General features: G+C 62.0%; 18 protein-coding genes and 1 pseudogene. 11 read left to right on the top strand and 8 right to left on the bottom strand.

The features are described 5' to 3' along the window. Position 1: 1 nt before the first annotated feature. The 7 genes and pseudogenes from AB3X08_RS05695 to AB3X08_RS05665 all read left to right on the top strand — a co-directional run bounded on the left by AB3X08_RS05695 (position 2) and on the right by AB3X08_RS05665 (position 7,738). Positions 2–1,285, top strand: coding sequence for a glycosyltransferase family 4 protein (locus tag AB3X08_RS05695; RefSeq protein ID WP_369936836.1), 1,284 nt, complete (start codon positions 2–4; stop codon positions 1,283–1,285). After that, positions 1,282–2,541: a lipopolysaccharide biosynthesis protein gene (locus tag AB3X08_RS05690; protein ID WP_369936834.1), complete on the top strand. Its 1,260-nt coding sequence runs from the start codon at positions 1,282–1,284 to the stop codon at positions 2,539–2,541. Before AB3X08_RS05695 ends, AB3X08_RS05690 begins: the two co-directional genes overlap by 4 nt. Then, positions 2,517–3,326, top strand: coding sequence for a class I SAM-dependent methyltransferase (locus AB3X08_RS05685; protein WP_369936833.1), 810 nt, complete (start codon positions 2,517–2,519; stop codon positions 3,324–3,326). The genes AB3X08_RS05690 and AB3X08_RS05685 overlap by 25 nt, the downstream gene beginning before the upstream one ends. Continuing rightward, positions 3,314–5,218 carry an asparagine synthase (glutamine-hydrolyzing) gene (gene asnB / locus AB3X08_RS05680; RefSeq protein WP_369936831.1) on the top strand — a complete coding sequence of 635 codons (1,905 nt, stop codon included), beginning with the start codon at positions 3,314–3,316 and terminating at the stop codon, positions 5,216–5,218. The genes AB3X08_RS05685 and asnB overlap by 13 nt, the downstream gene beginning before the upstream one ends. Next, positions 5,208–6,362, top strand: a complete 1,155-nt coding sequence (locus AB3X08_RS05675) for a glycosyltransferase family 4 protein (protein ID WP_369936830.1) — start codon at positions 5,208–5,210, stop codon at positions 6,360–6,362. Before asnB ends, AB3X08_RS05675 begins: the two co-directional genes overlap by 11 nt. A 233-nt stretch (positions 6,363–6,595) precedes the next feature. Beyond that, positions 6,596–7,072: pseudogene (locus AB3X08_RS05670) on the top strand (glycosyltransferase family 4 protein); the annotation flags it as partial. A gap of 60 nt (positions 7,073–7,132) precedes the next feature. After that, complete coding sequence (locus AB3X08_RS05665) at positions 7,133–7,738, top strand: glycosyltransferase (RefSeq protein WP_369938442.1); 606 nt, start codon at positions 7,133–7,135, stop codon at positions 7,736–7,738. 72 nt (positions 7,739–7,810) lie between these two features. Here AB3X08_RS05665 and AB3X08_RS05660 read toward each other — a convergent pair whose 3' ends face one another. The 3 genes from AB3X08_RS05660 to AB3X08_RS05650 form a co-directional block, all read right to left on the bottom strand. After that, positions 7,811–9,658 carry a hypothetical protein gene (locus tag AB3X08_RS05660; protein ID WP_369936829.1) on the bottom strand — a complete coding sequence of 616 codons (1,848 nt, stop codon included), beginning with the start codon at positions 9,656–9,658 and terminating at the stop codon, positions 7,811–7,813. 45 nt (positions 9,659–9,703) lie between these two features. Further along, positions 9,704–10,111: a pilin gene (locus tag AB3X08_RS05655; protein ID WP_369936828.1), complete on the bottom strand. Its 408-nt coding sequence runs from the start codon at positions 10,109–10,111 to the stop codon at positions 9,704–9,706. A 91-nt stretch (positions 10,112–10,202) separates the two neighbouring features. Further along, positions 10,203–10,616 carry a pilin gene (locus AB3X08_RS05650; RefSeq protein ID WP_369936827.1) on the bottom strand — a complete coding sequence of 138 codons (414 nt, stop codon included), beginning with the start codon at positions 10,614–10,616 and terminating at the stop codon, positions 10,203–10,205. Positions 10,617–10,969: 353 nt separating this feature from the next. On the opposite strand from AB3X08_RS05650, the gene AB3X08_RS05645 reads away from it, so the two are divergent. The 3 genes from AB3X08_RS05645 to coaE are packed head-to-tail and all read left to right on the top strand — an operon-like array spanning position 10,970 to position 13,733. Then, positions 10,970–12,229, top strand: a complete 1,260-nt coding sequence (locus AB3X08_RS05645) for a type II secretion system F family protein (RefSeq protein WP_369936826.1) — start codon at positions 10,970–10,972, stop codon at positions 12,227–12,229. A 6-nt stretch (positions 12,230–12,235) separates the two neighbouring features. Further along, positions 12,236–13,099: a prepilin peptidase gene (locus AB3X08_RS05640; RefSeq protein ID WP_369936824.1), complete on the top strand. Its 864-nt coding sequence runs from the start codon at positions 12,236–12,238 to the stop codon at positions 13,097–13,099. Between the two features lie 13 nt (positions 13,100–13,112). Further along, positions 13,113–13,733: a dephospho-CoA kinase gene (gene coaE / locus AB3X08_RS05635; protein WP_369936823.1), complete on the top strand. Its 621-nt coding sequence runs from the start codon at positions 13,113–13,115 to the stop codon at positions 13,731–13,733. Positions 13,734–13,868: 135 nt separating this feature from the next. On the opposite strand, the gene AB3X08_RS05630 is transcribed toward coaE, so the two are convergent. The 4 genes from AB3X08_RS05630 to rimK form a co-directional block, all read right to left on the bottom strand. Continuing rightward, positions 13,869–15,209 carry a sensor histidine kinase gene (locus tag AB3X08_RS05630; RefSeq protein ID WP_369936822.1) on the bottom strand — a complete coding sequence of 447 codons (1,341 nt, stop codon included), beginning with the start codon at positions 15,207–15,209 and terminating at the stop codon, positions 13,869–13,871. Further along, a complete protein-coding gene (locus tag AB3X08_RS05625) occupies positions 15,202–15,879 on the bottom strand; it encodes a response regulator transcription factor (protein ID WP_046978044.1) in 678 nt (225 codons plus the stop codon). The genes AB3X08_RS05630 and AB3X08_RS05625 overlap by 8 nt, the downstream gene beginning before the upstream one ends. 14 nt (positions 15,880–15,893) lie before the next feature. Beyond that, a complete protein-coding gene (locus tag AB3X08_RS05620; RefSeq protein ID WP_369936821.1) occupies positions 15,894–16,352 on the bottom strand; it encodes a hypothetical protein in 459 nt (152 codons plus the stop codon). A gap of 265 nt (positions 16,353–16,617) precedes the next feature. Next, positions 16,618–17,511 (bottom strand): 30S ribosomal protein S6--L-glutamate ligase, encoded by an 894-nt coding sequence (rimK, locus tag AB3X08_RS05615; RefSeq protein WP_369936820.1) that lies wholly within the window; start codon positions 17,509–17,511, stop codon positions 16,618–16,620. 293 nt (positions 17,512–17,804) lie between these two features. Between rimK and AB3X08_RS05610 the strand changes: the two genes are divergently transcribed. Next, positions 17,805–20,108 carry a TonB-dependent receptor gene (locus AB3X08_RS05610; protein WP_369936818.1) on the top strand — a complete coding sequence of 768 codons (2,304 nt, stop codon included), beginning with the start codon at positions 17,805–17,807 and terminating at the stop codon, positions 20,106–20,108. Between the two features lie 265 nt (positions 20,109–20,373). On the opposite strand, the gene AB3X08_RS05605 is transcribed toward AB3X08_RS05610, so the two are convergent. After that, positions 20,374–22,461: a phosphocholine-specific phospholipase C gene (locus AB3X08_RS05605; protein ID WP_369936817.1), complete on the bottom strand. Its 2,088-nt coding sequence runs from the start codon at positions 22,459–22,461 to the stop codon at positions 20,374–20,376. Positions 22,462–22,750: the final 289 nt, after the last annotated feature.

Genomic DNA, 22,750 nt, shown 5'->3' with positions numbered 1-22,750 from the left:
AATGCATACCCAAGTCGAGACCGCGCCTGAATCCAATACCGCGGCCAGTGCCCACCGTAAACCCAGATTATTGGTCCTGGCTTCGACTTACCCCAGATTCGCGCGCGATCCCGAGCCGTCCTTCGTTCACCAGTTGAGCAAACGCTTGGCGAAAGATTTCGAGGTACACGTTCTTTGCCCGCATGCATCAGGGACCGACACTTCCGCAGTACTGGATGGCGTGACCATCACGCGGTACAGATATGCCCCCACGGCACTGGAAGTGCTGGTCAATGACGGCGGCATCATGGCCAATCTCCGACGTAAGAAATGGGCCATCTTGCTTGTTCCTGGCTTCCTCATTGCCCAGATCTTGGCGACACGAAAACTCCTCGTGGGTCTCCGACCCGATGCTGTCCACGTGCATTGGATCATTCCGCAAGGCCTGGCCTGGCGCCTGGCCACGATACATCTACATGCCCCTCCCGTGCTCATGACGTCGCATGGGGCGGACCTGTTTACGCTGAGAGGAACCGCCTGGCAATGGCTGAAGCGCTGGGTGATCCGATGTGCAGACAAGCTCACTGTGGTCAGCGACTCAATGCGCGAACTTTTGATCCGAGTAGGTTGCAACCCGGCGGACGTACAGGTCGAGCCAATGGGGATCGACCTGAATGACTTCCGCCCGTCGGCGGATGCGCATAGAAGCAACACTGACGTGTTGTTCGTCGGCAGATTGGTGGAGAAGAAGGGCCTGAAGCATCTTATCGATGCAATGGCCATCCTGGCAGCCCAACGCCCTGATGCAAGATTGCTTGTTGTCGGCTTTGGCCCAGAGGAGTCTGCGCGGCGTAAACAGGTAGAACGACTGCGCATCGAAGCGAATGTCGTCTTCCTTGGAAGCGTTGCCAATGACAGGTTACCGATGCTGTATCGCCAAGCGGCGGTCTTTGCTGCGCCGTTCGTGGAGGCCTCGAACGGGGATCAGGAAGGACTTGGCTTGGTGACCTACGAAGCGCTGGCCTGTGGCTGCCCCGTGATCATTAGCGACATTCCGGCCACTCGTCAACTTGAGCCAGGCCCGGGGATTCGCAAGGTCCCTCCCGCAGACGCGCACGCGCTGGCTGCGGCAATCGCGGCTCAACTCGTTGGCGGCGAGACCCCCTCGCCGATGAAGGTAGCCTCGATGGATTGGGAGGAACGTGCAAAGGCCTATGGCACCCTTTTGAAGGCAATTTCCGCTCCAATTGCGCCTGCAAACACCATCAACCCGCCTGAAACATCGCCTGGACGCGTAACGCGGTGAACTGGCACCATGTGATTTGGGGATCGATAGCCCGTGCGCGCCACTCGCCGTTCGCTCAAGAAACGGCCCAAGTATTCGCATGGAACGTCACACGACTTGGATTGCAACTCGCCTGGGTCATCACACTGGCCCGCTCGCTCGGCGTGAAGGGCTATGGTGAATACGTTGCAGTTGCCGCGATCGCCATCGTGCTGGGTGGACTAAGCGGACTCGGGTTCGGAATGCGCCTCTACCAGGATGGCGCACGGACGCCCGCCCAACTTGCAGAACGCTGGTCGCAGACAGTAGCCGCGACATGGATCTCCGGTATCCTGTTGACGGTTCTGTTTGTGCTGGTAGCCAATCGTCTGATTTTCAGTGATGCGCGCGCGTTACTCTTGCCACTTGCACTTGCCGAGATCGCGGTCGCTCCTTGGATCGCGCAATATGCGTTCTTGCTGGCAGCGACAGGTCGCATTGCAGCTGCCGCAGCAGTACCCGTCGCACTTGCAGGAGCGCGATTCCTCGCAGCGACGCTACTCTGGTCAGGGATTGTTCCCGCGAGTGTATCTGCCTATGCTTGGTTTCATATGCTCGCATCGGCATTGGCCGTCGGGCTCGTAGCCCTCTATTGCCGAACCACCGTTCAGAATTGTTCCATGATTGCGCGAGTCACATGGGCAGATGTCCGTGCATCAAGCGGCTTTGCTTCGCTTTGGGCAAGCGGCCTCGCACAAACATCGCTCGACAAGACGGCCGCGTATTCTATCGGTGGCGCGACTGTCGCCGGCAACTACTCGGCAGGACAGCGCTTCGCCAGCCTCCTCGCCCTCCCGATCGATACATTGCTCATGGCGGCGCTTCCGCGCCTGTTTCGCGCAGCGAACCCGACCGAGAGCAGAATCGTGAAGCCTCTGTTCCTCACGACCCTATGCTATGGGGCAATGGCCGGCAGCGTCATTGCAATGGCGGCGCCCTTGCTTCCTTTGGTCTTGGGCAGGGACTTCCTTGGTGCGATAGAAACCCTCAGAATCCTGGGAATTTATGTTCCGATTTACTGTTTGCGCGTACTCGCCGGCAATCTGTTGCTGGCCGCAGGGCTCAAGCGCTGGCGCATCGCGGCAGAGCTCACGAGTACCGTGGGCTGTGCCGCTCTTATGTTCAACTTGATTCCAGAATATTCAGAGGAAGGCGCTGCCCTGTCACTGGTGTGCGCCGAGGCCATACTGACGGCATTGCTCTGGGGGGCGCTATGGCGCGGGAAAGGAAGCAGGTGAATCCGGCGCACTGGATCGATTGCCTGCGAAGGGCCGAATTCGAGGCCTGTCGACCGTGGCTACCGAACGCGACGCCCGCGCAACCGCCCCGTGTGCTTGAGATCGGTGCAGGTACCGGACAGCAAGCGCTTTGCCTGCAGCGCGTCGGATACGACGTGATCGCAATAGACCTGCCCAATAGCCCCTACGCAGGCGATCGCGTTTTCCCCGTATCCGAGTACGACGGAAGAAACATTCCTCTACTAGACGACACAGTCGACTGTATATTCACCTCGAATTTGCTCGAACACATTACCGATCTGCATGGCCTGTTTGCGGAAATAACGAGAGTATTAAAACCCGAAGGCATCTGCATTCACATACTCCCCACTTCCTCTTGGCGGACATGGTCGAGCGTTAGCCATTATCCCTGGCTAGTCAAGCGTGCATTCGAGTTGGCACTGGGAGGACAGCGCAGGACGAGCGCGAGTCGATGCGACGACCTCATTGCAGCTCCTCGGCCGTGGTGGACAATGCTTTGGCCACAGCCTCACGGCGTACGAGGAAATACCTTGACCGAAACATGGTATTTCTCAAGAACGTGGTGGAAGCGAACCTTTACCGAGGCCGGCTTCGAGTTGATCGCCTCGGCTCCGGCACGACTCTTCTACACGGGGAGCGCTTTCGCAGGCGCTTCAATTGGGACGACAGCACGGCGGCGCATCGCCCGCTTTCTTGGAAGTGCCTGTGAGATATACATACTTCGAAGAAGAGAACCCCCGGAGCAACGACCATGTGCGGGATAGCTGGCTTTCTCGGCCCGCCACCTGGCGGCGATCCCGAAGCGTTCCTGCATAGAGCGGCAGAATCGATAGCGCATCGCGGGCCCGATGGCCATGGCACATGGTGCGACATGGATACCTTGGTTGGCTTCGCTCACACGCGCCTATCCATCGTGGACCTAAGCGATGCAGGCAGACAGCCCATGGTATCCGCCGATGGCCGATGGGTTATTGCCTTCAATGGAGAAATCTATAACTTCCTCGAGTTGCGTAATGAGATCGAGCGCCATTGCAAACAGCAATGGCGCGGCCATTCCGATACCGAAATACTTCTTCAGGCGATCGCCATCTGGGGGACTCGCGAGGCAATATATAAGTGCAATGGGATGTTTGCCATTGCAATATGGGATCGCATTGAACACACGTTGACCCTCGTCCGCGACCGAATTGGAGAGAAGCCGCTCTATTTTGGCTGGGTGGACAAAACGATCGTATTCGGGTCTGAACTCGGCGTGCTGAGAACCCATCCTCGATGGTGTCACAACATCGATGAATCGGCTCTAGCTGAGATGTTGTCACGTGGCTACATTGCCGCTCCGGCAACCATCCATCCAAACGTCTTTAAGTTGCCTGCTGGCTGCATGCTGGTGCTACGAATCGGCGATGCCAAAGCCAACTGGAGCCGTCAACAACTTCACGATCGTATGGAGCGATACTGGTCGGCTGCTGAATTGGCAGATGCTGGGATCGCTTCGCCTTGGACAGGGTCGTACGAAGAAGCAAGACATGCACTACAGGATCTCATTGATGAGTCGGTACGCATCCGCATGCGGGCCGACGTGGAGGTTGGCGCACTTCTTTCTGGCGGGGTGGATTCGACACTCATAGCTACCAGCATGGCAAGGCAATCAAGTCAGCCGATTCACACGTTCACCGTCCGTTTCGAGGAAGACGGATTCGACGAAAGCTCGCGCGCCGCACACGTCGCGCGCGTCATCGGAAGCAGGCACAGCGAGGTTCCTCTCCCTTCATCTGCAGCGCTGAATGAAGTGATTGAGCTTGCGAAGGTCTACGACGAGCCATTTGCGGATGTAGCCGCTCTTCCGGCAATGGTTGTCAACGCCTTTGCGCGCCAGCGCGTCAAAGTCGTTCTTTCCGGCGACGGCGGCGACGAATTCTTTCTTGGCTATCAGCGATACATTGATGCGACCAGGTATTGGCAGACCGCAGGAAACGCACCTCGCTTCATGCACAAGGCGACGGATTTTGCACTGCGTAGCGCGGGAAACCTGCTGCCTGCAGGCAAATGGACCGAGAAAGCATTACGCATGGCCGAACGCGTTGCTGCCGAGAATTGCAATCAGTATCTGAATACCGTCCAATCGCACCCAGGAGCTTCTGCGTTCATCAGGAGCCCCGTCTCTATTGATCATTTTGAATCGGGGACTTGGAAGATAGACGAACGTATGCGCCGGGTGGACCAAGCCAAGCGATTACCGGATGGCATCCTGACCAAAGTGGACCGTTCGAGCATGCACCATGCGCTCGAAGTCCGCTGTCCACTACTCGATCCTCGCATCATGGCGTTCGCCTGGACCTTGCCGCACGGATTCCTTCTACAGCGAGGCAAGGGCAAGGAGATCCTACGTTCGTTGCTGCGCTTGACACCGGCCCTGGACAACGCACACCTGCCCAAACACGGATTTGATGTTCCCATCGCCAATTGGCTGCGCGGCCCACTGCGCGAATGGGCGGAAGATCTATTTGCAGACGAGATATTGAAACACCACTCCATCTTGAATATCGATGCCATTGCGCGCGGCAAAGCACTGCACATGTCGGGCCGTGCCGACTTCAGTTATGCGCTTTGGTCTCTACTGATGTATGTCACTTGGAGTAGGCTGCATGCACACTGAGCCGTTGCGGATCCTGGTGATAGGCAACTTGCCACCGTATGTCCTTGGAGGCGCGGAAAACCAAGTCGCGCGGCTCGTAGAAGGCTGGCTCAACGCGGGAGCGGTGGTCGAAGTCGCAGGCACCAGAATTCCCGACGGATACATCGAGCTGGGTGGTCACCGTGTTAGGACACACCGTCTAAGGGGAGCGAGTCTTCATGGGAGAATGCAGCGTGCAGTAGCCTTCGCCACCTCGCTTTCCAGGCTTGCTTGGAAGCGGCGCACCTGCTTCGACGTGATCTATTGCCGGGGGCTGGCCGACGCAGCGGTTACGCTTTCGCTGCTGAAATGTCTTGGCGGGTGGCCTCGATCGGCAATTGTTGTCTGTCCAATCAATGCCAAGGGGAACGGCGATGTCGCATTCCTCAGAAGTATCCCTTTCTGGAAAGTACTGATTCGTTGCATCAACCGACAAGTTGCGGCCTTCTGCATCATCAATCGCTTTATTCCTCAAGAGCTAGATCAGATTGGCATCACACGGCCAATCAGGTACATGATTCCAAATGGTGTGGTCGCCCGCCCAGATTTTTCACGCCGAGATCTGCACCAAGAACCCATCCTCATGGTCTGGTCAGGAAGATTTGAGAGGCAGAAGGGGCTTGACCTACTTATCCCCTTGATTGCCAAAGTACTCGCTACGAGTCCAGGCTTCGAACTGGCACTTTATGGCGACGGCAGCCTTCGCGGAGAACTCGAACTGCAAGTTGCAGCATACGACCTCAAAGAAAAAGTGAATTTCATGGGGACGCTCAGCCCGAACGAGCTGCGCGAACGCCTTATGCAGTCGGATATTTTCATACTCCCCTCAAGATACGAGGGAATGTCTAACGCGGCCTTGGAAGCAATGGAAGCAGGCCTTCCCATTCTTTGCACACGTTGCGGAGGGGTAGACTGCCTTATAGATCCATCCAGTGGCTGGGTAGCGGAACCTGACGATACAGAATCGCTTGAACACGCACTACGCTCCGCCCTTGCCACGCCCCGCTCTGCGCTGCGTGCCATGGGAGACCGCGCTCGTGCGCATGTCATAGAAAATTTATCTATGCAACAGATAGCTCAGAAAAATCTCCTAGTCCTTAAACAAGCATCCAGGAGATCCGCCTAGTCCGCAATCTCGCGCCTCAAACACGGACATACGAGCCCTGACTTGATTGGCGACTCCCCACTCTGAAATGATCTGCAGTGCCCGCGGCCATATGCGCCAAGAGCCCAAAGAAAGATGCGGCGCAAACGTCGATGCTTCTGGAATGTACTACCTGACGCGGCTAATCTTCCCCACTGGAAGAGCACGCCAGACGACCGTGCGCCGGGTCATCCATTGATCAATTAAAGGCCCGAGTGAAGATATTAGTGCTATGCAAGCGGCAGTATTCGGACAAGGACCTCCTTGACGACCGTTTCGGACGTTTGTACGAACTTCCTCGCGAACTGACCAGGCAAGGCCACAGCGTTCGCGTCTGCGCGCTCAGCTATCGCCGACGCCACGGGGACCGGGATTCCGGACCTGACGACGCGGGGGTGCGGTGGTATTCCACCAATGCGCTGCCGGGAGGCCTTCTCCGTCATTCGCAGTGGCTTGACGCCGTCACCTTGCGATGGCGCCCGGATATCGTGTGGGCCAGCTCGGACATGCTTCAAGCGGTGCTCGCCGCCAGGTGGGCCACACAGCGGAGCCTTCCCTTCGTTATCGATCTCTACGACAACTACAAGAGCTTTAGACTTTCACGCCTACCCGGTCTGGCTCGCGCATTCAGGTCGGCATGCCGGCGCGCGAGCGCATTGACTGTGGTTAGCCGCACCCTTGCGGACCATGTTCGTACGGACTACGGCACCGCTTGTCCCGTCCACGTCGTAGTGAATGGAATACGCACCGAAATGTTCCACCCGCTGGACAAGCGCTCGTCAAGAATGGCCCTGGGATTGCCGGTCGACGCGCGCCTGGTCGGTACGGCCGGTGCCGTAACGGCAAGCAGAGGTATCAGCGACCTGTTTGATGCCTTCATCCAGATGGCCCGGACCGATCAGGATCTTTGGCTTGTCCATGCGGGCCCGACGGACCGGTCAATTGGCCGCTACCGGCATCCCCGCATCATCGATCTGGGCAGATTGCCGCAAGTCGCGGTTCCACAGGTATTGGCGTCGCTGGACGTGGGAGTAATTTGCAATCGAGATTCAGCGTTTGGGCGCTATTGCTTCCCGTTGAAATTGCACGAAATGTCGGCAATGCAAATCCCGGTAGTAGCCGCAGCTCTCGGCGATGTCGCCGGCATCCTCGCCTCCCACCCCCAGTGCTTGTACACAGCAGGAGATCCGAACATGCTTGCAGAGCGCATTCGTGTACAACTGGAAAAGGGGAGCTCTCCACGGATCAGTATTTCGACGTGGCGAAATTGTGCAGACGAACTAGATCTGGCACTGAAAGCAGCACGAACAGCGAACCAGGGCAGCGGCTCAATGCCCCAAGGGCCCAGCTCTGTCTGAAAGATGCTGCAATCACCATATCCCGCCTCGAAACGGGATTGCCGGGCGTCGGACGCCATGCGACCCGCCGCCCTACTTGCCGTAGCCCTCGATATCCAGCTCCTTGGCCCGCAAGATTACTGCTGACGCCAGGTCGTCGTGCCCGCCTTTGCGCAGATCGCGGACCAGCACAGAAACATACTCAGGCTGATCCACTGAACGTTCCACCGACGTCATGAACCAATGGCGGGCCAACGCCTCATCGCCGGTGTATTGCAAGGCGTGGTTTGCTGCTTGAGCATAACTGTACGCCGGCATTTGCACTCTTTCGAACAGCAATACAAACGAGCGATCGATTTCGCTATCGTCGAGCTCGACGCCTTTCTGACGATTTTCGAGCAACCCGAACAGTGCCCCAGTAGTCTGCGGCGTAATCGGTTTATCACGCAGACGCTGTTGCAGGCGCCCCCAAAGCATCGGATCCACCGCCTCGCCCTGCGACGCCCGTAAAAGGATCAGCGACTGCTCCGCCAGGATCGATGCGTTCGGAAGACTCGCCTCCCGCTCAAACTCTCGCTGCGCAAAATCGAAGAACGGCGAATCCTTCGCTCCACCGGACATCTGGTAATAGACGGAACCCAAGTCATGCGCAGCCCGCGGCGACCGCGGATTGATCGAAGCCAGCTCCGTCGCAAGCAACAGGCCATCCCCCCAGGTCGCGGAGCGAACCCAACCCAAGGCAGCGATCGCCAGCACTACAGCGGATACCCCTACGACCTTGATCGCCGGGCCGTCCTTTACCGGTATCCGTCGCACCAAGTCGGCCAACGCCAGCAATATGCCCAGAAGCGCAAAGTAGTTTCTATGCTCGAACGCCAACTCCAGCGGCACGACATTGCTTGTTATCAGGTGAGCGGCAAAAAACCAAAGTATGCCCAAGCTGAGCAGTGGCATCCGCTGACGTACCCATACAGCGGCGCCCAACAGCGCCATTAACACCAACCCACCCCAAAACGTGGTCATAGGAGCGAGCAAGGAGCGCGATGCAACGATGTCGTCATAATAGAACGTCATCCATTGCGGGGACGGCAGCAGCATTTGGCCGAGGTACATGGGAAGCACGCGCAACTGGGTCAGCACCCGTTGCCAAGCCGTGAAATCCCGCAGCACATAGACGGATTCTGAGCCGTAGCGCGGCAGCACCACAGCGCAAAACAGCACAAACCCTATCGCCACGCCCGACCCATAACCCCAGCGCCAAAAGCGTTGAATACCGGTGCGATACGCGGCGAACTTCAACAAGGTAAGTTCCAGAGCCAGCGTATACACAGGGAAAAGCGCTGCCGTTTCTTTACACGCCAGCGAAAGGCCAACAAGCGGAACGCAGGAGGCGATCCAGAGCCAACCACCGCGTCCATGTTGCTGCATTGTGCGACCACGGAGGTAAGCCAATAGCGCCAGAAGCACAAACGTCAGCGACAGCGTTTCCATCCGCTGCACAACATAGAGCACGCTTGAGACCTGCAGAGGGTGCACGGCCCAAAGCGCCGCCACCGCCCAAGCCGAAGCGCGCCGAAGACGCTCGACGGCAGCCAGCTTGAACAGGCTAAGACACAGCAGATAAACCAGACAAGCGTTAAGAAGGTGGACCACAAGCCCACCCAGCTTCCACCCCCAAGGGTCCATGCCTCCAAGCACGTAATTGACCGCGAAGCTCGCCATGGCCAATGGCCGCCCTCCGCCACCCGGATCAAAACCGAATGCCGCGCGCTGTAGAGAAGAAATAGACAGGTCCGCAGCATGGACCTTTGGATTCTGCACAAGGGACGGAAAATCGTCGAACAGAAACGGCCCTGTCAACCCGGGCCAGTAGACCAACGCAACCAATCCCAGCAAGGCAGCAATGCGAAGGGATGCAACCCAGTAAGCGCGCGAACTCAAGCCATTCCCCTCTACTATTACCGCAACGGATGCAAGGCAAGTATGTCAGCTGCAGCCAGCCGGCCAATACCGCGAACCGATCGATGCGTCAACTCGGCAGCGCCATTCGCCTGATGCGGAGCGCGCGATCTCCACCGTCTTGCCTTCCACGGCGGAGTTGCCCTTCAATCGGCAGCGAATGTTTCCCGACTCATCCGGATCCACACTCAAGTCACAACGCGCGGTGCTCGTAGGCAAGCCAATGTCGGCCAGCGAGAAGGTAGCGGCACTATTGGCCAAGAGCTGTGCCTCAAACATCGTTCGGCCACCGCTGACCTCGGCAAGCCCCGCCGCGACCTGCGATCTGGCGACATATCCCTGATAAATGGGAAGCGCGAGTGCGCCCAGAACAGCAATGATCACAACAACGATCATCACCTCGATCAACGTAAAGCCACGCTGGTTAGCACCCATATAGCCCCCTATGGCACTAACTTATCCCGCAAACAACGATGAGGGGCGATATTCGCCCCTCATCCTATGAACATTACCAATCAACCTAGCCTTAGGTGCAACCGGTCGGCTTGAACTTCGCATCGGCATCGGTGCTGCAATTCCACTGGCCCGACGAGGTACGGGTCAGCCTGACGTACTTACCGACGACCTTCGGGTTGCCCTTCAGGGTGCACTGGATGACCTGGCCGCCGTCAGCCGTGTAGGCAATGGTCGGCGCAGCGATGGTGCAACGCGGCGTACTGCTGTTCAGGCCGATGTCGGCGAGAGCCGGCGTACCGGACTTACCCGACTGGATGCCTTCCTCGTACGCGGTAACGGCGCCACGGATGTCGGCGAGGCCCGCGGTGACCTGGGACTTGGCGACGTAGTTCTGGTAAGCCGGCAGCGCGATGGCCGCCAAAATAGCGATGATCGCGACCACGATCATCAGTTCGATCAGGGTAAAGCCCTGCTGCTTCTTCATGTGAATCCCCTAGAGATTGTGGTTGGCAACACTGAGCGCCGCGCGGCGAAGCGCCACGTGAGGGTAATACAAGCAGACTGCGTGCCAACTTACTCGCGCGCATCCGACGTCTCCCCGGGGCGCATCATGCCCTATTGCATGCCATGCGACGCAGGCAAAGCTGGGATTTGCGATGGGATCTCCCATCTGCCATATAAGGTCAGATAGTGACGCAAAACGTCACATGACGGGACCTGCCGCTTCGCCAACCGGGGTCCGCCCGCTGCCAAGGCCCCGCGGATGCCAGATGCCTCGGAAACCGATACCATGCTGGGTATGTCCGCCTGGGGATGGTCGGACGGGGAGCCCAGCTGATGTCCGCAACTCGTAGCGCAGTCACAAAAGAGCCCGTCACACGCAACACCAGTCAACAGGTGTCGTTCGTCTGGGAGGGCACGGACAAACGCGGCGTGAAGATGAAGGGCGAGCAGACCGCCAAGAATGCCAACCTGCTGCGGGCCGAGCTACGCCGCCAGGGCATCACACCGTCGGTGGTCAAGCCCAAGCCCAAGCCGCTGTTCGGCTCCGCCGGCAACAAGATCTCATCGAAGGACATAGCCTTCTTCAGCCGCCAGATGGCGACCATGATGAAGTCGGGCGTCCCCATCGTCGGGTCGCTGGAAATCATTTCCAGCGGGCATAAAAACCCGCGCATGAAGAAGATGGTGGAGCAGATCCGCGCGGACATCGAGGGCGGCTCTTCCCTCTATGAGGCCATCAGCAAGCACCCCGTGCAGTTCGACGAGCTGTATCGCAATCTGGTCAAAGCTGGCGAAGGGGCCGGCGTACTCGAAACCGTGCTCGAAACTGTCGCCACCTACAAGGAAAACATCGAAGCGCTGAAAGGGAAGATCAAAAAGGCCCTGTTCTATCCGGCGGCCGTTATGGCGGTAGCACTGCTGGTCAGCTCTATCCTGCTCGTCTGGGTCGTCCCACAGTTCGAGGATGTCTTCAAGGGTTTCGGCGCCGAGCTGCCAGCCTTTACGCAGATGATCGTCGCGGCGTCGCGCTTCATGGTGTCGTACTGGCTGTTGCTTTTGATCGTCTTGCTGGGAAGCATCGTGGGCTTCATTTTCGCCTACAAGCGCTCGCCTTCCATGCAACACGGCATGGACCGGCTGATACTGAAGGTGCCCGTTATTGGCGCCATCATGCACAACAGCTCTATCGCGCGTTTTTCGCGGACGCTGGGCGTAACCTTCCGTGCCGGTGTCCCGCTGGTGGAGGCACTGGACATCGTCGCTGGCGCCACCGGCAACAGCGTTTATGAGAAGGCCGTGCTACGCATGCGCGACGACGTGTCAGTGGGCTATCCGGTCAATGTGGCGATGAAGCAGACCAACCTGTTCCCGCACATGGTCATCCAGATGACTGCCATCGGCGAAGAGGCGGGCGCGCTGGATGCGATGCTGTTCAAGGTCGCCGAGTATTTTGAGCAGGAAGTAAACAACGCGGTCGATGCCTTGAGTAGCTTGCTAGAGCCCATGATTATGGTCTTCATCGGCACCATTGTCGGCGGCATGGTCGTCGGCATGTACCTGCCCATCTTCAAGCTGGCCTCCGTCGTTGGATAAGCATTAATGGCATTTCTCGATCAACACCCCGGCCTCGGCTTTCCCGCCGCGGCTGGGCTGGGCTTGCTGGTAGGCAGTTTCCTCAACGTGGTGATCCTGCGCCTGCCCAAGCGCATGGACTGGCAGTGGAAGCGCGATTCGCGCGAGATCCTGGAGCTGCCGGACATCTATGATCCACCGCCGCCCGGGATCGTGGTCGAGCCGTCCCACTGCCCGCACTGCAAGCACAAGCTGTCCTGGTACGAGAACATCCCGCTGTTCAGCTGGCTGGCGCTGCGTGGCAAATGCCGGCACTGCCATGCGCCGATCTCCATCCAGTACCCGCTGGTGGAGATGTTGACCAGCCTGCTGGTGGTCGCCAGCGTCTGGCGCTTCGGCTTCGGTTGGCAGGGGTTCGGCGCGATCGTGTTCAGTTGCTTCCTGGTCGCGATGTCGGGGATCGACCTGCGCACTCGCCTGTTGCCCGACCAGCTGACCTTGCCGCTGATGTGGCTGGGCCTGGTCGGCAGCATGGACAATCTGTACATGCCGGCCAAGCCCGCGCTGCTCGGTGCGGCGGTCGGCTATGTGTCGCTGTGGTCGGTGTGGTGGCTGTTCAAGCAGATCACCGGCAAGGAAGGCATGGGCCATGGCGACTTCAAGCTGCTCGCGGCCATCGGCGCCTGGTGCGGGTTGAAGGGGATCCTGCCGACGATCCTGATCTCCTCGCTGGTCGGCGCGGTGCTCGGCTCGATCTGGCTGGCGGCCAAGGGCCGCGACCGGGCCACGCCCATTCCGTTCGGCCCCTATCTGGCCATCGCCGGCTGGATCGTGTTCTTCTGGGGCACGGAAATCATCGACACCTACATGCGCTGGTCCGGGCTGCGCTGAGCGGAGCCGCGCCTTGAGCGATTTCATCGTCGGCCTCACTGGCGGCGTCGCCTCCGGCAAGAGCGAGTTGAGCCGCCGCTTCGAGGCCAAGGACATCGTCGTGGCCGATGCCGACGTGGCGGCCCGCGCAGTGGTCGCGTCAGGGCACCCAGCACTGGCGCAGATCGTGGCCCGTTTCGGTACGCAGATCCTGCGCGAGGATGGCAGCCTCGATCGCGCCGCGTTGCGTCAGCGCATCTTCGAAGATCCAGTGGCGCGCCGCGATCTGGAGGCGATCACGCACCCGGCGATTCGTACGCTGATGCAGCAGGCGTGCCGCGAGGCCGCCAGCCCCTATGCCGTGGCGGCGATTCCGCTGTTGACCGAAGTCGGCGCGCGCGCCGCGTATCCGTGGCTGGACCGGATCGTGGTGGTCGATGCGCCCGAAGCGCTGCAGCATGCGCGCCTGATGCAGCGCGACGGCATCACCGCCGAGCTGGCGCAGCGGATGATCGCCGCGCAGGCCACGCGCGCGACGCGACTGGCGATCGCCGACGATGTGGTGGTGAACGATGGCGATGCCGCGCGGTTGCAGGACGCGGTGGATGCGCTGGATCGCCAGTACCGTGCATTGGCAGCGGCGAAGATCGGCTAGACGCGATACGACCGCGCGCTTTTGTAGGAGCGGCTTCAGCCGCGACAGGCGCTCCCAGAAATGTCTGTCGCGGCTGAAGCCGCTCCTACAGCTGCAATAATCCGAATGCGTTCGGCAATCTCGCCGGGCGCTATCTCAGCCGGCCGCCGGCCGGAACCACAGCGTCGCCACCACGCCCTTGGTCGCGCCCGGGCGCACGTTGACCTGCCAGCCGTACAGATCGCACAGGCGGCTGACGATCGACAGGCCGATGCCGCCGCCCTGCGAGTGCCCGGCGTGGGTGCCGCGGTAGCCGCGCTGGAACAGTTTGGCGGCGTCTTCGGCGCTGAGGCCGGGGCCGGAGTCGATCACCTGCACCGCATCGCTCAGCACCCGCACCACCACCTGGCCTTCCTGGGTGTACTTGACCGCGTTGCCGATCAGGTTGCCCAGCGCCACCGACAGCGCCGCCTCCGGCGCGTCGATGGTCAGGTTGCGCTCGCCTTCCAGCACCAGTTGCAGCGGCTTGCCGCCCAGCTGCGCGCGGTGCGATTCGATCAATTGCTCGGCGACCTTGGCCACGTTGCTGTTGCCCTGCCCGCGCTCGTTGCGCGACAGCAGCAACAGCGAGCCGATCAGGTCGCTGCACTGCTGTTCGGCGCGCTGGATGCGCTGCAGGCGCTGCAGCACCTTGTCGTCGAGATTGGGGCGGGTCAGCAGCAGTTCGGTGGCGCCGCGGATCACCGCCAGCGGCGTGCGCAGCTCGTGGCTGACGTCGGCGTTGAACTCGCGGTCGCGCTGCACCACTTCGGTGAGCCGGGCCGAATAGTCGTCCAAGGCCTCGGCCAGCTGGCCGACTTCGTCGTCGGGAAAATGCGGCGCCAGCGGCTTGGGATCGCTGCTGCCGCGGTAGGCGCGCAGCCGCGCAGCCAGATCGGAGACCGGGCGCATCACCCGCGACGCCGACCACCAGCCGATCACCAGCGACAGCGCACTGAACACCAGCACCGACAGGATCAGGGTGCGGTTGAGCTGCACCTCGCCCTGGATGGTCTGGGTCATGTCATAGGCAAGGAAGAACCAGACGTCCGGGGTCTTGCGCACCGCGACCTTATACGAGAACGGTTTGCCCGATTCGTCGCGCCCGGAGACGGTGTGGATGCCGTCGGTGAAGTTGTACCACTCCGGCTGCTCGCGCTTGAGCGCCTCGAAGCGGTCGCTCTTGACCACCCGCCCGACCATCTGCTGCACGGGCAGATCGGGATTCTTGGAAGGTTCGGAAAAATACCGGTGCGAGTACTCGTCGATGTTGCGGTTCAACACCACTTCGACGAGCTGATTTTCCACCCGCGCCCGCGCCCAGTTGGTGGCGAACGCGAACAGTGCGGTCAGGCCGAAGCCCAACAGCACGAAGGACAGGATGATGCGGCTGCGCAGGCGGCGGCGGTAGCGTCCGCGCCGCCGCACCGCCCGCGGCAACTCTCCAGCTTCAGGCATCGGGCGCGGCGATGCGGTAGCCGATGCCGTGGCGGGTCTGGATCATCGGCACCTCGAACGGCTTGTCGACCACCGCGCGCAGGCCGTGGATATGCACGCGCAACGAGTCCGAATCCGGCAGCTCTTCGCCCCACACGCGGGTTTCCAGCTCCTGCCGGGTCACCACCGCGGGCGATGCTTCCATCAGCGCCTGCAGGATCTTCAGCGCGGTCGGGTTGAGCTGCAACAGTTTGCCCTGACGCCGCACTTCCAGCGTGTCCAGGTTGTACTCCAGGTCGCCGGTCTCCAGCACGCGGGTGTGCACGCCCTTGCCGCGGCGCGACAGCGCGTTGAGCCGCACTTCCACTTCCTGCAGCGCGAACGGCTTGATCAGGTAGTCGTCGGCGCCGGAATCGAAGCCTGCCAGCTTGTTGTCCAGCGAATCGCGGGCAGTGAGCATCAGCACCGGCGTCTGCTTGCGCGCTTCGTTGCGCAGCTTGCGGCACACTTCGATGCCGTCCATGCCCGGCAGGTTGAGGTCGAGCACGATGGCATCGAATTCGTGCACCACCGCCAGATGCAGGCCGGTGACGCCATCGGCGGCGAAATCCACCGTGTGCCCGCGGTCTTCGAGGTAGTCGCCCAGGTTGGCAGCGATATCGCTGTTGTCTTCGATCACTAGAATTCGCACCAACATTTACCCCGTCAGTCGTACTTGCCAGTTGGATTGCGCCGCATCAATTCCTGCGCATCCTCGTTGTCGCGGCGGCGTTCCGCCACGGTCTTGCATTGCGTCGTGGTGCGCAGCGATCCGATGACCGCTTCGCGCCTGCAGATCAACCGGCTGTCCGCCGACGCCTTGGACAGCAGCGTGTTGACCGTTTCCTGGTCGTTGAACAGCACGACCTTGTCTTCCTCGCGCAGCGTATCGACGTCGGGATGGGAATTGAGCACCGTCGCCATGCGCGACAACGCGGCTTCCACCTTGCTGCGATTTTCTGCGCTGAGTTCGGAGTAGGTCTTGCCGTCGTCCAACTGCTGGCGAATTGTACTGAGTTGCTGTGCGAACGATTTCTTCACGTTCATGGGCGCCTCACCTTTCGGTGCTGCCGCCGCGCTGTATGCAAGCGCCATCCCCAACATCAGACCGATCAGCTTTTTCATCCCTGTCCCCTACGCGATTGGTGGTGTGAATCACAATGTAGCCGCCTCGCGAACGGGGCCGCAAGCTGCGCGCCTGGCGCGCTCGGCGCCGCGCCGAGCGCGCCCGGTTTCGCAAACAAAAAGGCCCAAGCGGCAAGGCCGCTTGGGCCGAAAGATATATCCCGATTACCGTTCCTGCTGAGGAGGGCAGAGCTGCGGTCCGACGAAGCATACGCAGGCGGGAATTAAACCGACGTTAAGCCAGAATGGAGGGGCAAATAGCGCCCTAACCCACTGATTTCTTTCGAATCAGACTGGCTTCGAGGTAGTCGATGACCTTGCCGGCGATATCCAGCCCGCAGACCGCTTCGATGCCTTCCAGGCCCGGGGTGGAGTTGACTTCCAGCACCAGCGGGCCACGCCGCGAGCGGATCAGATCGACCCCGGCCACGCCCAGGCCCAGGGCCTTGGCCGAGCGCACCGCGACCTCCTGTTCGCTGCGGCTGGCGGTCGCCACCTGCGCACTGCCGCCCAGGTGCAGGTTGGAGCGGAAGTCCCCTTCCGGCGCCTGCCGGCGCATGGCCGCGACCACCTGGTTGCCGACCACGAAGCAGCGCAGGTCGGCCCCCTCGGCCTCGCCGATGAACTCCTGCACCAGGAAATTGGCGTACAGGCCGCGCAGCGCCTCGACCACGCCGCGCGACGCGCTGGTCTTCTCGGTGAGGATCACGCCGGTGCCCTGGGTGCCCTCGTTCAACTTCACCACATGCGGCGGCGGACCCAGCATCGACAGCAGATCGCCGGTGTCGTCCGGGTTGTCGCCGAACACGGTCATCGGCATGTCGATGCCCTTGGCCGCCAGCAACTGGTGCGCGCGCAGCTTGTCGCGGGCGCGCAGGATCGCGTCGGACGGGTTGGGCGTGCGCACGCCCATCATCTCCAGCTGGCGCAGCACCGCGGTGCCGTAGCGGGTGACGGAATTGCCGATGCGCGGGATCACCGCGTCGTAGCCGGTGATCGGCTTGCCTTTGTAATGCATGGTGAAGGCGCCGGCAGCGATGCGCATGTAACAGCGCAGCGGGTCGAGCACGCGCACCGTATGCCCGCGCTCGCGGCCGGCCTCGACCAGGCGCCGCGTCGAATACAGCTTGGTGTTGCGGGACAGGATGGCGAGCTTCATCGAGGCGCGGCGGCGGTGGCTGGCCCGGCATCATACGTTGCGCCGTCGGCGCTGCGGGATCGGTGGCGTCACCCGATCGCATGCGCGAACGCGGTGCCTGCGCACGATCGGCTCCGGCACGCCGAGGTGGGCCACGCGCATCTGCAGACAGGCTGTCCCAGAGACGACACGGAACCGCCCCGAAACGTTCACAAAACCGTTGCATGGTGGCGAGCGGGCCGCAAGGCCGTGTGGTGACTGTCACGCATCGCACGCCGGGCCCCAACGCCTCCTCCCATTATTGGTGAATTTCGATGACCCCCACCCCCAGATCCCTGCGCCTGCATGCGCTGGTGCTCGCCGTCGCATCCGCGCTGCCGGCCTTCGCCGCGCTGGCCGAGACCGCACCGGCCGACGCCGGTGCCGATGCCACGGCGACCGCCAGCAGTGGCGACGCGACGATGCTCGACGCGATCACCGTGGTGTCCACCGGCACCACCCGCCAGGTGCAGCGGATCACCCGCGAGGACATCGGTATCGCCGCGCCCGGCACCAGCGCGCTGAAGGTCCTGGACAAGCTGCCGGGCGTGCAGTTCCAGTCGGCCGATGCGTGGGGCGCCTACGAGTGGTCGACCGCGATCAGCCTGCACGGCTTCGACCAGAGCCGCCTCGGCTTCACCCTGGACGGCGTGCCGCTGGGCAACATGAGCTACGGCGTCACCGACGGCCTGCAGGTGACCCGCGCGATCATTTCCGAGAACGTCGGCTCCGTTGAGCTGGCACAGGGCGCCGGCGCGCTGGGCACCGCTTCGAGCAGCAACCTCGGCGGCACCGTGCGCTACTACTCCGACGATCCGGACGCCGCTCCGGGCATCCGCTTCAGCCAGACCTTCGGTTCCGACTCCACCCGCCGCACTTACCTGCGCGGCGATACCGGCGATATCAATGGTTTCTCGATGTACACCTCGCTGGTGCACGGCGAGGCGGACAAGTGGAAGGGCTACGGCAACAACGAATACAACCAGGCCAACCTCAAGGCGCTGTACCAGTGGGGCGACGGCAACCGGGTCAGCCTGTTCCTGGACAGCTCCAAGCGCAAGGAATACGACATCATGGACCTGTCGCTGGCCTCGCAGAAAGCGCTGGGCTGGGATTGGGACTACCTGATGCCGGACTGGAACAGCGCGGTGCAGATCGCCAATGCGCTCAACGGCAACGGCAGCTATCCGGCGTCCTTGAATGCCCTGCCCGCCGACTACGACAAGGCCGACGCGTCCTACTACTCCGGCGCCGGCCTGCGCCGCGACAATCTGGCCGCGCTCAGCGGCGCGTTCAACCTAGGCGGCAACGCCACGCTGAACCTGACCGGCTACTACCACGACAACAACGGCGAAGGGCAGTGGACCACGCCGTACGTGGCGTCCTCGGCCACGGTGCCGCTGTCGATGCGCACCACCGACTATCGGCTCAACCGGCATGGCGTCACCGCGTCGCTGAACTTCACCGTCGCCGGCAACGAGATCGAGATCGGCGGCTGGTACCAGAACGCCAAGACTGTGCAGGAGCGCAACTACTTCCTGCTCGATGGCCCGTTCACCGACCTGTACTACTTCAACAAGTCCGGCACCCTGTTCGCGCGCCAGTTCGACCAGCACTACGACACCGACACGCGCATGTTCTATGCGCAGGACACGCTGCGCCTGCTCGACGATCGCCTGACCGTGAACTTCGGCGCCAAGAAACTGCAGGTGGATACCACCGCGCAGTCGCTGGTGCCTACCACCTCCAACGCGGCCGGCGAGATCAAGGCCGATTCGGATCTGCTGCCGCAGGTGGGCGTGAACTACAAGCTCGACGAGCACCAGGAAATCTACGCGTCCTACAACAAGAACATGGCTGGCTTCGGCTTCACCCCGTTCCAGGAATCGCAGGCGGCGTTCAACGCGATCAAGAACTCGCTTGAGCCGGAAACGGCGCAGACCTACGAGCTGGGCTATCGGGTGCGCGGCGACGGCATCGAGGCATCGCTGGCGTTGTACCACACCATGTTCGACGACCGCTTGCTGGTGACCTCGCCGTGCAGCGCGATCCAGACCTGCTCGGCCACGCTCAACAATGTCGGCTCGGTGCGCAGCCAGGGCGCCGACCTGGCGGTGATGTGGCGCCCGATCGCGCAGCTGCGCTGGCTCAACTCGCTGTCCTACGACGACTCCACCTATCAGGACGACTACCTCAACGGCGGCGTGGTGGCCACTTCGGGCAAGCGCGTGGTCGGCATCCCGGAGTGGATGTTCTCCAGCAGCCTGGCCTACGAGAACGCCGGCTGGCACGCCGCGCTGGATGGCAAGTACACCGGCCGCCGCTACATCAGCTACCTCAACGATTCGTCGGTGCCGAGCTACTGGCGCTTCGACCTGAGCGCGGGCTACGACTTCGGCGAAGTCGGCATGTTCCAGAACCTGGGTCTGAGCGCCAATGTCACCAACCTGTTCGACAAGCGCTATTTCGCCACCGTCGGCACCAACGGCTACGTCGTCTCCGATCCGGACGGTTACAACCAGACGCTGATGGCCGGCGCGCCGCGGCAGTTCTTCGTCACCTTCAGCGGCAAGTTCTGAGCTGACGCCTCGCCAGGGAAGGCGATCGCGCCGCCGTTGCGGAAGCAGCGGCGGCGCTTGCGTTCAAGCGGTGTATCGCCGCATGGATGAAGCCGCCATTCGGCGGCGTTTTTGATGGCGCGCGGTGCTGATGGACGTCGCGTTGACAGGGACATCGGTCGCGGCTGAAGCCGCTCCTACAAAAGCGCGCGGGTCCGGGCTCTTGTAGGAGCGGCTTCAGCCGCGACACACGGCCCGAACGCCGCGGTCTAGACCGGATCGACAGCTACCCGGCAACAGCGCGGCCGATCGCCGGATCGCTCATGCTCGGGCGCCCGGTCTCGATATGCCCAGCCAGGCGCCGCCGCCACTGCGGCATCGTCTCGCTCACGATCTCCAGGTCGTACCAATGGTGCTGTGCCGCCAAAGGAACGCGCAGCACCTGGCGTGCGCCGGCCGCAAGGTCGAGCGCCTGCTCCGCCCCGCCGCGATAGCCGTCGCGGATCCGCAGCCGGCACGCCTGTGCGCCGGCATTACGCAGGTCCAGCAGCAGCGATTGACTGGCGGCGTCGTAGTCGGCATCGGCCTGCAGTCCCGTATCGGTCGTGCCGTCGCCGTGGAACTCGCGCAGGAACCCATTGGGTCCATGCACCCGCAACGCGTAGCCGGCAGCGGCGGCCGTACCGCGCCAATCGCGCGCATCACTTAGTTCGCTGCCCGCCGCCAGCGTGTAGAACCATGGGCCGGCGCTGCCGCCATCGGCATAGGCGTTCAGCGCGACGCCGACGGTGCTGCGGTTGAGCATCCGCAACGTCGGCCCCTGCGGCCCCGCCTGCAGGCGCACATCGAAATCGTAGGGCAGCGCGCGCGCCGGGCGCTGGCCCGGCTCTTGCGCCGGCATGGCCTGCTGCGCAGGCCGCTGCGGCGCCGGCAAGGCCGCGGTCGCGTCGACCCGGGCGATGAAATCGCGGGTGTCCGGCAAGGCGACGCGGGCATCGTCGTGCCCGGCGAAATCCAGCGTCGAGGTCAGATCGCCGGCGATCGCACGGCGCCATGGGCTGATGTTGGGTTCGGCGACGCCGAAGCGGCGCTCCAGGAAACGGAGCACCGAGGTGTGGTCGAACACCTGCGAATCGACCCAGCCGCCGCGGCTCCATGGCGACACCACCAGCATCGGCACGCGAGGCCCGAGTCCTACCGGCACGCCGTGGTAGTCCTCGCCGCGCAGATCGACGTTGCTGGCGCCGATGGCCGGATCGGTCGCCGGCAGCGCCGGCGGCACGTGATCGAAGAAGCCGTCGTTCTCGTCGTAGTTGATCAGGAACACGGTCTTCGACCACACCGCCGGCGAGGCCGCCAACACCTCCAGCAAGCGCGCGCTCAGCGACTCGCCATAGGCCGGAGTCGCCTCGGGATGTTCGCTGAGCAAGTACGGCGCCACGATCCACGACACCTGCGGCAAGTTGCCGCTGCGCACGTCGCGTTCGAACGCAGCGACCAGGTGCTCGCCGCGCGAGGCCTTGGCGTTGTCGGCGGTGGAACCCGCCACGATCGCGCGGCCGCGCCGGTACAGGGGCGAGTTGCGATCCAGGTTGCGGAAATTGGCGAAATACGGATGGCTGTTGTCGCCGTAGTTGTCGAACTCCTGGTACACCTGCCAGCTCACCCCGGCCTGCTGCAGGCGTTCGGAATAAGTGGTCCAGGTGTAGCCGGGAAACGCCGGGTTGTCGCGCGCCATGTCGGCGGTCCAGTTGCCGTCGTCGCGGTTGTTCACCGCCTGCTCGCCATCGTTGCCTACGCTCAAGCCACTGGTGCCGGTGAACATGTACATGCGGTTGGGATTGGTCGGACCGAACAGCGAGGCGTGGTAGCCGTCGCAGATGGTGAAGGCGTCGGCTAGCGCGTAGTAGAACGGCACGTCCTCGCGCTGGAAGTGGCCCATGGTCAGCGCCGTCTTCTGCGCGATCCAGGCGTCGTGGTGCTTCCAGGTCTCGTGCGAGCCCTTCCAGTCGTGGTTGAGTCCCTGCATCCACTGCGCGCTGCTGGTCTGGCCGTTGAGGCGGAACGGCAGCACGTAGCGATCGCTGGCGCCCACCTCCGGCTGATACCAGACCGGACGTCCGCTGGGTAGCTGTAGTGGTCTTGGATCACCGAAGCCGCGCACGCCGCGCAGGCAGCCGAAGTAGTGGTCGAACGAGCGGTTCTCCTGCATCAGGATCACCATGTGCTGCACGTCCTGCAAGGTGCCGGTGACGCGCGCCGGCGGCACCGCCAACGCGCTGCGGATGGCACCGGGCAGCAGCGGCATCACCGCCCCGGCGCCGAGGGCCAGGGATGCGCTGGCGAGGAAACGGCGACGGCTGTGTTCGACCATGTGGAGAAACCGGCGACGAGCATGCGCTCACTGACCGACCAGCGTAGACGGCGCGGATGAAGCGGGTTTGACAGGTGGACCGCGGCGGGCGCGACGGTGGTGATCCTCAACACCAGCAGCATGTCGCAACGCCAGCTCGACGAGTTCGCGATCGCCACGCAGTCCTGAGCAACGGCGCCCGGCCGCAAGCCTGGCCCTGCTAAAGATTCCAAGAACCGAGAATTGTCTACGAGAGTAGAATTTTTGCTGATTTAAGAGATGTAAGCCGTCTAACTTTGGCGCAAAGTCC

The organism is Xanthomonas sp. DAR 34887 (genome assembly GCF_041245805.1).
GTDB classification, from domain to species: domain Bacteria; phylum Pseudomonadota; class Gammaproteobacteria; order Xanthomonadales; family Xanthomonadaceae; genus Xanthomonas_A; species Xanthomonas_A tesorieronis.
The sequence above is the reverse complement of the archived record's forward strand: the minus strand, read 5'-3'. Positions and strand labels throughout refer to the sequence as shown.